This window comes from Pseudomonadota bacterium (genome assembly GCA_026388255.1).
Classification (GTDB): domain Bacteria; phylum Desulfobacterota; class Syntrophorhabdia; order Syntrophorhabdales; family Syntrophorhabdaceae; genus JAPLKB01.
This window is the reverse complement of record JAPLKC010000135.1, coordinates 1-8,766: the sequence shown is the minus strand read 5'-3', so window position 1 is coordinate 8,766 and position 8,766 is coordinate 1. Positions and strand designations below refer to the sequence as shown.

Annotated in this window: 9 protein-coding genes; 8 read left to right on the top strand and 1 reads right to left on the bottom strand. The window is 44.0% G+C overall.

All coding sequences use genetic code 11. The annotated features are described in order from the left end of the window. Positions 1–125 precede the first annotated feature (125 nt). The 5 genes from NT178_18755 to NT178_18735 all read left to right on the top strand — a co-directional run bounded on the left by NT178_18755 (position 126) and on the right by NT178_18735 (position 4,539). A complete protein-coding gene (locus NT178_18755; GenBank protein MCX5814559.1) occupies positions 126–1,052 on the top strand; it encodes a ParB/RepB/Spo0J family partition protein in 927 nt (308 codons plus the stop codon). A 482-nt stretch (positions 1,053–1,534) separates the two neighbouring features. After that, positions 1,535–2,131: a hypothetical protein gene (locus NT178_18750; protein MCX5814558.1), complete on the top strand. Its 597-nt coding sequence runs from the start codon at positions 1,535–1,537 to the stop codon at positions 2,129–2,131. Between the two features lie 7 nt (positions 2,132–2,138). Continuing rightward, a complete protein-coding gene (locus tag NT178_18745) occupies positions 2,139–2,762 on the top strand; it encodes a hypothetical protein (GenBank protein MCX5814557.1) in 624 nt (207 codons plus the stop codon). 155 nt (positions 2,763–2,917) lie between these two features. Then, entirely contained in the window at positions 2,918–3,511 is a 594-nt protein-coding gene (locus tag NT178_18740) for a hypothetical protein (GenBank protein ID MCX5814556.1), read from the top strand. A 137-nt stretch (positions 3,512–3,648) separates the two neighbouring features. Next, positions 3,649–4,539 carry a hypothetical protein gene (locus NT178_18735; protein ID MCX5814555.1) on the top strand — a complete coding sequence of 297 codons (891 nt, stop codon included), beginning with the start codon at positions 3,649–3,651 and terminating at the stop codon, positions 4,537–4,539. Between the two features lie 523 nt (positions 4,540–5,062). On the opposite strand, the gene NT178_18730 is transcribed toward NT178_18735, so the two are convergent. After that, positions 5,063–6,103, bottom strand: a complete 1,041-nt coding sequence (locus tag NT178_18730) for an IS110 family transposase (protein MCX5814554.1) — start codon at positions 6,101–6,103, stop codon at positions 5,063–5,065. A 161-nt stretch (positions 6,104–6,264) separates the two neighbouring features. Here NT178_18730 and NT178_18725 point away from each other — a divergent pair, with 161 nt between their 5' ends. The 3 genes from NT178_18725 to nuoE form a co-directional block, all read left to right on the top strand. Then, entirely contained in the window at positions 6,265–6,747 is a 483-nt protein-coding gene (locus tag NT178_18725) for a hypothetical protein (protein ID MCX5814553.1), read from the top strand. 347 nt (positions 6,748–7,094) lie between these two features. Then, on the top strand, positions 7,095–8,105 hold the full coding sequence (locus NT178_18720) for a response regulator (GenBank protein ID MCX5814552.1): 1,011 nt from the start codon (positions 7,095–7,097) through the stop codon (positions 8,103–8,105). 153 nt (positions 8,106–8,258) lie between these two features. Then, positions 8,259–8,766 (top strand): NADH-quinone oxidoreductase subunit NuoE (gene nuoE, locus NT178_18715; protein ID MCX5814551.1); only part of this gene is annotated, 508 nt, incomplete at its 3' end.

The window sequence follows — 8,766 nt, the reverse complement described above, 5'->3', positions numbered from 1 at the left end:
TCGAACGACCGCAGGGAGTGGGCGTGAGGATAAAAGATTTTAAAGCTTTATCTCTCGCAGAGTGCGCAGAGAAAGAAAGGGGTATAGGTTTTAACAAAACCAACAAATAAATAAAGGGGGATAAGATGGCAACAAAGAAAACAGTTGAAAGTCCGGAATTTATGTACCTGTCTCTGGAAAGCATTATTGTGGAAGAACAGATTCGCTCAGGAATAGATACGGAGGGGGAATCTTTTAAGTCTCTCATGGAGTCAATTAAAGACCGGGGCGTATTAGAACCTGTCCTTGTAACTCCTAAAGACGGCAAATATCTGCTTCTCTGCGGGGAACGCCGTTATCTGGCCGTACAAAAGCTTGGATCGGAATCTATCCCGGTACGTATCGTCAATACGATTACCCAGAAGGATGAGATACTGGCTTATCAGTTGACTGAGAACCTTCAGAGAGAAGACTTGAATCCCATCGATCAGGCAAAAGGCATATTGGCATATATTCAGGCAAAACATACTGATAAGGGGTACGATGTAGACGGGGTGATGAACGAGCTGGCGAACTACGACCTCAAGCCAGATTCTGTATCGCCGGAAGTTACAGACACATTGTCTGTCATCGCTGAAATAGTTGGAAAGTCAATACGGACGCTGTCTCGCACAATTTCACTTTTAAAACTTCCTCCTGATGTTCAGGCTGAAATCAGGTCAGGAAATCTCCCTGTTTCACAGGGGTACCTCTTTGCCGCTAACCTTGATTGCCCCGATCTTATGACGATATTTACCGATATTTTGAAGACGCCGGTTACTTATATTGCTCTGGAAAGAATGCTCACCGCATATAAAAAGGTCAAACCTGACCCTGCCAACACAAAACCCGTATCCGTTAAAAGACAGGTTAAAGGCCTTACATCCATGAAGACAGTCTTTGAGAAAGGCCTTGGAACGTATAAAAGGGAAGATGTTGAAAAATATCTTTATGAACTACAGGTTTTCTGTGATTTTGTACAACAACAGATGCCTAACATCCCATACGGCAAGAAAAGACCACCACAAGTGTGAGAGAAACAGTGAATAGTGAATAGTGAACAGTGAACAGTAGAAAAGATAAGAGGACTTATGAAGCGGATCAAACTGTGAAGTAAGAAAAAGGTAGTGAATGGGTTTTTAACTATTCACTGTTCACTAACGACTGTTCACTATAATATAATTATTTCCTTGAAAAGCAATTAGATTGTGGTAATAATATCAAAAGGCTGGGATGGGGGACCAACACCATGTAAACACATTATCATTTCAGTTAAAGGGTTTGCATGAGACAGCGGATCAATAAAATCCAAATGGTATATCCTGAATTGCTTTGGTCATTTGTAGAGAGACCTATATTATCCCAACCTGGTAAATATCAGGTAATATCAACAAATACTATTAATCAAGTTAATTTATCTTCAAAAAAGCAACCTTTTGAGGGTTATTTGTCTTTAGTATGATATGAGTTTTAAGGAAAAAGTATATTGGTATATTAAATGTTGTGGCCAGAGATAATGAGGGAAAATAATGCGATGAATGAGTGGGTTAGTTTCTTCGAACCACATTTTATTGATTCACATGCGGCGGAGCATTTCGTAAACAGGTGTGAGTTGTTAACACCCTCTCACTCTAATCATAAAGCAAAAATCATGATGCATCAAACCCAACGCCTCGTGTCAATTGCCGACGATATCCCTATATTGCGGCCGAGGAGAGAATCTCTTCCACTCCTCTTTCTTATGATTTGCGTGGAACACATATCAAAGCTTCACGATAGTTTTGCGGATGAAGGTCAGTCCAGAAAGTATGTTAGAAGATTCTTCAACCAGTTTCTGTCACAGCCCGACAAGGAAAAGCTCGAAGCAAGCTTTCTTGATTATAACGCAACGCCAATGGTTGGGCTAAACCTCGGAAAAGTAGTTGATTTGCTTTACGATCTACGTTGTGACGTTGTTCATGAAGGTAAGTATTGGACTTTCTTCTTTTCCGACGGGCGCACCCCGATTGTCAATGTCGATCCCGATGTGAATGTATATTTGACCCTTATTGATTTGGGAGATATCGTTGTGAGGGGCTGCATCAACGCAATAGAAGATAAACTGAAGCCCTAACAAGGCGTTGGGGAAAAGATATGACATAGCTTACCACTCACGGGAAGAGATCCAATCAAGCAGAGTGGTAAGCAAAACAGATGGAGGCTGGATTATGTCCCTCGGGGGTTTTGAAGCAGTAGTAAAGATAGTAACATCTAAATTTAGCACTGGTTTTTATAATGGGGCACCATTTTCCGATACATCGATGGAGTTAGAGGGAAGCCTTATTGAATTAAGGCATGGGAATCTCGACGGCTGTGATGCACGTTTCAAGAACAATTTCGGGAAGAAAACATGGGTGCTCATAAATGTTAAGTTTACTGAGAAACAGGAGATAGATGTAGATCTGAGCACCGATGAAAAGCAGTATATCGGCGGTATTTATTACGATGGAAATGAGAAGCCTTTGGGTTGGGGCGAGCATGATGAAGATGGCAAGCCGCTGTTTGAGCTCGAAGACACGATAATTGTGCGGGTTGATATCATTCTGCCTTGTTATATCTTTTCTCGATTACTCCCGATGGAAGGCAGGAACATCCGGGTACAAACCATTCATGATGTTGTGAGGAATCCCGACAATTCTCCGAAACGGCATCATCTTGTTGCCCTTATAAAGGAGGTCCATTTTGAAATATATCCTTCTGTCTGATATTTGTTGATGTGGGAGGGTGTATGCCTGAAACATTGAGACGGGTAGCGAATCCGATTGGTTTGTCTCGGAAAGCAAAAAGAATGAATCCCAACAAGGCAATCCAGCCGACGTCTTTCAGCCGCGGCTGATTTCATTACAACTGGAGGATTGATATGAGAAAAACAACACACAATATACTTTATCCGTTTTTGTTATGGGTTTTTCTTATGCTGGCTCTGGTAGCTACTGGCAATAGAGAACTGCATTCTTCCGCAACCCATGTGCCACGTGGCATTGCTGGCTTGGAACTTGGAATGACACCGGAGCAAGTTGGGCAGCTTTTCACAATCAAAGAAGACATAGATCCCCTTGCGGCATTACTCACAAAATATGGCAAACCGGAAGCGGGGGAGGCTGTATCGCGACAGAACAAAGCATTGAAAAAAAGGTTTTTCCATATTCAGTCAGGTATAAAGCAGCTTCCTGATGACGCAACATCGGCTGATGTTCGCACCACTTACAACGTCGTTTATCAAATCGGGTTCCATTACAACGAATCGAGTGTGAAGAAGATTGGCTGGAAGGGTGTCACGTCTCCGTATCTCGCAAAGTACGGCAAACCCACGAAAGATACAGGTTCTGGATACATTTGGGATGACGGCCGCACGCGCCTTGATATCGGCTTGTCTGGCAAAACAATTAACGTATTCTTTACGGATCAAGCGCTCGAAACCGAAGTTAAGAAGGGTGAGCGAGAAACCCCGTGAAGTCACGCCTTCCGGCTCGCATAACCAGTAGTTTGAGAGGGACGCGGAAAATCCGCCGCATCCCTTAGCTTTGCTTTATACGCATGAGAACTGACAAACGTCATATACAACTTCGTCTTCTTTTTCAAGCTCTTGGAATGATGCACACGTTCTATTTGCTTGGTGCAGGCGCGTCCGCAGGCATGGTTCCACTAACACGCGAATTGAAAAAAACAGTAGTCACGCGATATCGCTCTTTTGGAATGTACCCTGTTGAACGTGTGGAGCCTGATCCCGTTTTTGAGCGGGTGATTGGCGATCCCACAGAGGGTACCGATCAAATCACTGCCGCATTGTTGAGGTACTTATTCCCGTCAGCCGTCCATGCTATGGTTCTGCAGCAACTGTCCCCACCCCAAAACGCACCCTTGGCCGATCAATACGGCCTGTTCTTGCGAGCTGCAAAACCGTCTACGTTTTTCAATATGAATGTGGATGGGCTTGCAAGACGGTATTGTCTTGGACATTATGTGCTGGAGCCACACGGAAGAATACCTCCGGCACTGGTTCGTAGTCCCAGGTGGGACGAGGTAATTGATGCCTTATTGGAGTTTGGCTTTGCCGCTCCTCAGATACCAGGTGTATTGCTGCCACAACCTGAACCTATCACCATAACTTCACGCGCTGCTTATTTGGCGGCCCGACCGCTGTTCTATGCTGGCCGATACTTTGTGATCATAGGGTATTCGTTCGGGAAGTCCTCACAGCATGATACATTCGATGATATTGAAACATTTGAGTTTTTCAGGGAACTCCTGAGGAGTACCGGCAAGACAGTATTGGTTCTAAGTCCAGAGCCTGGATTTGTGGGTTTTCTATGCAGAGAAGCCATGCGGAGGAGCAGTGTTCATGAACTGGCCGTGTATTGGGACCACCTGAGCGCCGCGGTCTCCTGTGTTTTTCGAGACTCCGGCCTGACAGACTTCGCATCTCTTTCGGACATGACTTCAGAGGTTCTATACCAATATGATCGATTGTGTGACAAATGAAGCGTATAACCCTTATAAGGCCCAACCCTTATAAGGCCTCCCCGTGTCAATAGATAATTCTCTCCCTGAACGAAAAATCTTTACTTTTTTTTCGCACTCTCCATGACCGACCATCTGACCTATTGCCAACGGTTCCGTCTTTGTTTCATTATCGGCGCAAAGTTTCTGCACCAAACACCTATCGAGGTTTACCCCGCATAACACAGGACTGTAAAGGTCAATCCTTTACGACCTAGAAAATATATCGTACCCTCATACCGTCCTCATCAAAGGAAGGGGTTATGGTTACATCCCCAGTTAGTTCCAGGTTCGGGCGAGGGGCAGAACCTTTGTAATAAGTCTATAAAATCTAAGGAGCGGAAGCGGATCTCTAATCCAAGCGTGTAGGCTACCGGGCATTATCGTCATAGCATCTCAATAGTGTTCCATGCACATGGGTGCTCTTGTCCCTTATAGAGATAACGTTACGTGTTCGTACCCATTGGTGTTCCAGTTAGGCGTCTGGCTCTCCGCTTCCCTCCGTTTATCTTAAGAACTTCTGCATGTCGAATGCCTCCTTGTTTTTCAGTATAAAGTAAACTGCTCTACCCAGCTTATGGGCAAGAATAGATAATGCCTTTCCCTTGCCGTGCTTTTTGGTTAACTTCTCAAACCATTTCTTTGCCGGTTCATTCCCTCTGAGAAAAAGGGCTGCTGCTTCAGAGAATGCCCACTTGAGATGAGCATTGCCGATCTTGCTTCCTCCATTGCCGTACTTCTTTCCATTAGATTCATGGGAACACTTGACCAATCGTGCATAGGAGACAAAATCCTGGACCCGCGGGAATCTCTTTATATCTTCTATCTCATAGAGTATGGTGAGGGCACCTATTTTCCCTATCCCATAAATAGAATCAAGCAAAGCATAAGATACGGGGTCATGGTATTGAGCCAGCCTCAGAATAGTCTTTTCCAGATCATGAAGAGTGGCGTCATAAACGGTAATGACTTTAAGATCAGCCTCCATGCTCTTTTGAACAGCAGGATTGCCAAAGCTGCCCACGATGTCTCCTCTTTTACTGGGTACCGCAATACATCCGAAGGTCTCATCGAGGTTGTATTGGCTGTTGGTATTCTGTATATGAGCTAAAAGCTCGGCTCTCTTCCTCATCAGATGATTTCTTCTTCTCATAAGATCTCTTGTTGCTCTCATCTTCTCGGGGTAGACATAGGATTGAGGAATCATTCCGCCTCTTAAGAGAACAGCTATCTTCTGCGAATCAATCTTGTCGTTCTTTGCCTTGCCACCATGGATTGCCTTCATGTAAAGGGCATGACCTAATACGAAGGATATACCTTCTTTCTGACACAGATCAGCAATCCAGTACCAGGCAAACATACATTCAACAGCAACAACAATATCTTCCCTATAGGGTTCAATTGCTTTGAGAAAGATTTCTTTGTTGGTGTCCATGTTCCGGTGCAGTTTAATCTCTCCTTTCTCATCGAGGATACAGAGATACATTTTTCTTGCATGAAGATCGATACCGCAGTAAAATTTGTGTTGACCTTTGTAAAAGTTCATAAGGCTTCCTCCTGTAAGGGTAAAATTTGGTTCCTTGCAAAATCATTTTATCACTTCTCGAGGAGGCCTTGAATAGTATCCAGACGTTGGAGCCAATCGCCCGCTGCGCGGGCTCAGGCTGATTTTTGTGTTATGCGTAAAAAAGCTTGCAGAGGTAAGGAATGAGTGAAGGTGGTTATAAAATAGACCTGTTTGAGCCGGGTGATGCTGCAGGTGTGGTAGAGCTTTTCAAAGAGGTGTATGGAGACGGGTACCCGATCAAGATAGTCTATAACCCTGAACAGCTTGTGACAGCCTTTCAAAACGGTGAATATATTCCTCTTCTTGCCAGAACACCGGATAACAGAATCGTGGGTTACACGGCGCTATACCGTTCAGCGCCGCACAAAGGACTCTATGAATCCGGCCAAACGCTGGTTCTGCCGGATTATCGAAAGACGCCTGTTGCCGGTTTGTTGTTCCGGCATACGATGAGGGTTGCTCAAAAACTCTCTAGTGTAGGTCTTTTCAATACTGCATTAAGGACACTTGACGCCCTGCATCTTGCTATCGCATCTACAGAAGGATTAATCATAGTGACTGTTGATAAAATTCTTGCAAAGTCTGTAGAAATGTTCTGTGTAGAAGCAGTGGTTCTGGAGTAAGGGGACTGGAAGAGCCCCTGGCAGCTTCATAAATATTGTTGTATTTCACTGTACACAATCAATACGTTAATTAATTTAACACCGATAACCCTTTGACAATAATAGGTTTATGAAGTTCAAAAAGACAAGTGATAACTGTAATTAAAATTAACAGCGGCTAACTACTTGCTAATACTTGATTTATTGAAAAATATATCAATTTATTTATCAGAGTCTAAAAGGTCTGCAATACCAGTTATAGTCTAACCTATTGCAATATAAGGTATGTGAATAATGGCACATTTATTGCTTTAATAGATAGTAACATGGAAGATAACCTGAATATAATAAAGAAAGGAGAACATACAATGGAAAGAAACGTATTGTTGATCGACGACGAAGCATCTTTGAGAAGACATGTGTCGATGGGATTAATGCAGAAAGGGTATCATACCGAACCGTGCGAGAATGGAATGAAGGCATTACAAACGCTGGAGAATCTGAAGAAGAGGAAGGTTCCCCTCGATTGCGCAATTATTGATGTCAGGCTCCCTGATATTGATGGGTTGAAACTCCTGAAGGTGATCAAGTTCAATTATCCCCAGCTCCCTGTAATTGTTATCACAGGATATGGGACTCAAACAATCGCCGATGCAGTAAAGACACAGCATGTAGCTGCTTATCTGGAAAAACCCTTCACCATGGAAGACCTGGCTGAAGCTATCGAGACAATACCTCAGGAAGCCGAGGCAGCCGAGGTTGCAAGGCCAGTCCCAACAGAGCGCCCGTCTACAGCTCAGTTTATGACAGCCTACGCAATGGTTACCCTTGATGCCTCTGCGAATTTGATGAAGGTTTACCGCCAGCTCTACTTTCATGAAAATGTCCTTTACTGCGATGCCATCAGGGGAGATTATGATCTGGTCCTCCTGTTACAGGCCGAAACCATGGACGCAATTGATGATATAACGGAAAATCAGATCAAGACCATTGCAGGCGTGGCAGATGTATCGCTTCTCACCGTGGAGGCTCCGATATTCGGGGAGAATGTACATTCGATAATCGGATCAGTTGACAAGGCATTAGGCCGCGATAAAGGTGAAAGTGAGGTTGATACAAACCAGACAGCCCGGATCAGGGCATCCTCTTATGTGACCTTAGAAATCGAGAAAGAGAAGCTCGAGGCCATCTACCCGGCTCTTTATTTCAATGATCAAGTCGTTAATTGTGACTACACAAGGGGAAAATATGATATGATCCTGCTGATGAAAGGCACCAGTTTCAGCGAGATCGGCAATACTATAAAGAATAAATTCAAATCACTTGACGGTGTGTTGCGGATTAAAGAATGGCCTATAATAACGCTCTTTGAGACGTAATATCTGATAGAAATCTTATCAGTGTTACTTGACCCTGGTGATCCCGGCCCTCTCCGCGGGACACCGGGGTTTAGCTATTAAGGGCTTCAGATTCCATGTCGCTGAACCCATGCAAAAATGCAGGAGAGAATACATAAAAGAGGGAGATTAGATATGCCGCAGAATGAAACCGTGAAACAAGAAGAATATGGCGCAAGCCAGTTCTCCAATTTCAAGATTGAGTTATGGAAGTATCAGGGCGAATTGGGGGCACTTATCCCGCTTCTTCAATCTGCTCAGGAAACATACGGGTATATACCTGAATCGGCGATTGATTACATAAGCGAGATAGTGGGCATACCTTCGGCCGACATTTACGGAGTAATCACATTTTATGCCCAGTTCCGGTTAAAACCACAGGGAAAAAACATTATCAAGGTTTGTGACGGGACTGCATGTCACGTGAATTCCTCCACCGCTATTATCAGGACTCTTGAGAATGAGTTGCAAATAACTAATGATGAGACAACAGAAGACGGTCTTTTTACGTTGCAGAAGGTTGCCTGCCTTGGCTGTTGCTCCCTTTCACCGGTTATTATGATTAATAGTGAGACATACGGGCTCCTGACTCCGAAAAAGGTCCAGGAGATCCTAAGGGAGTATAAAGAAAACGGCAAGGGAG

Excerpts from the sequence above, each read along its gene's own strand:
- NT178_18725 (MCX5814553.1), top strand. The coding sequence starts at position 6,265 with ATGAGTGAAGGTGGTTATAAAATAGACCTGTTTGAGCCGGGTGATGCT.
- NT178_18740 (MCX5814556.1), top strand. The coding sequence starts at position 2,918 with ATGAGAAAAACAACACACAATATACTTTATCCGTTTTTGTTATGGGTT.
- NT178_18735 (MCX5814555.1), top strand. The coding sequence starts at position 3,649 with ATGATGCACACGTTCTATTTGCTTGGTGCAGGCGCGTCCGCAGGCATG.
- NT178_18720 (MCX5814552.1), top strand. The coding sequence starts at position 7,095 with ATGGAAAGAAACGTATTGTTGATCGACGACGAAGCATCTTTGAGAAGA.
- NT178_18730 (MCX5814554.1), bottom strand. The coding sequence starts at position 6,103 with ATGAACTTTTACAAAGGTCAACACAAATTTTACTGCGGTATCGATCTT.
- NT178_18750 (MCX5814558.1), top strand. The coding sequence starts at position 1,535 with ATGAGGGAAAATAATGCGATGAATGAGTGGGTTAGTTTCTTCGAACCA.
- NT178_18755 (MCX5814559.1), top strand. The coding sequence starts at position 126 with ATGGCAACAAAGAAAACAGTTGAAAGTCCGGAATTTATGTACCTGTCT.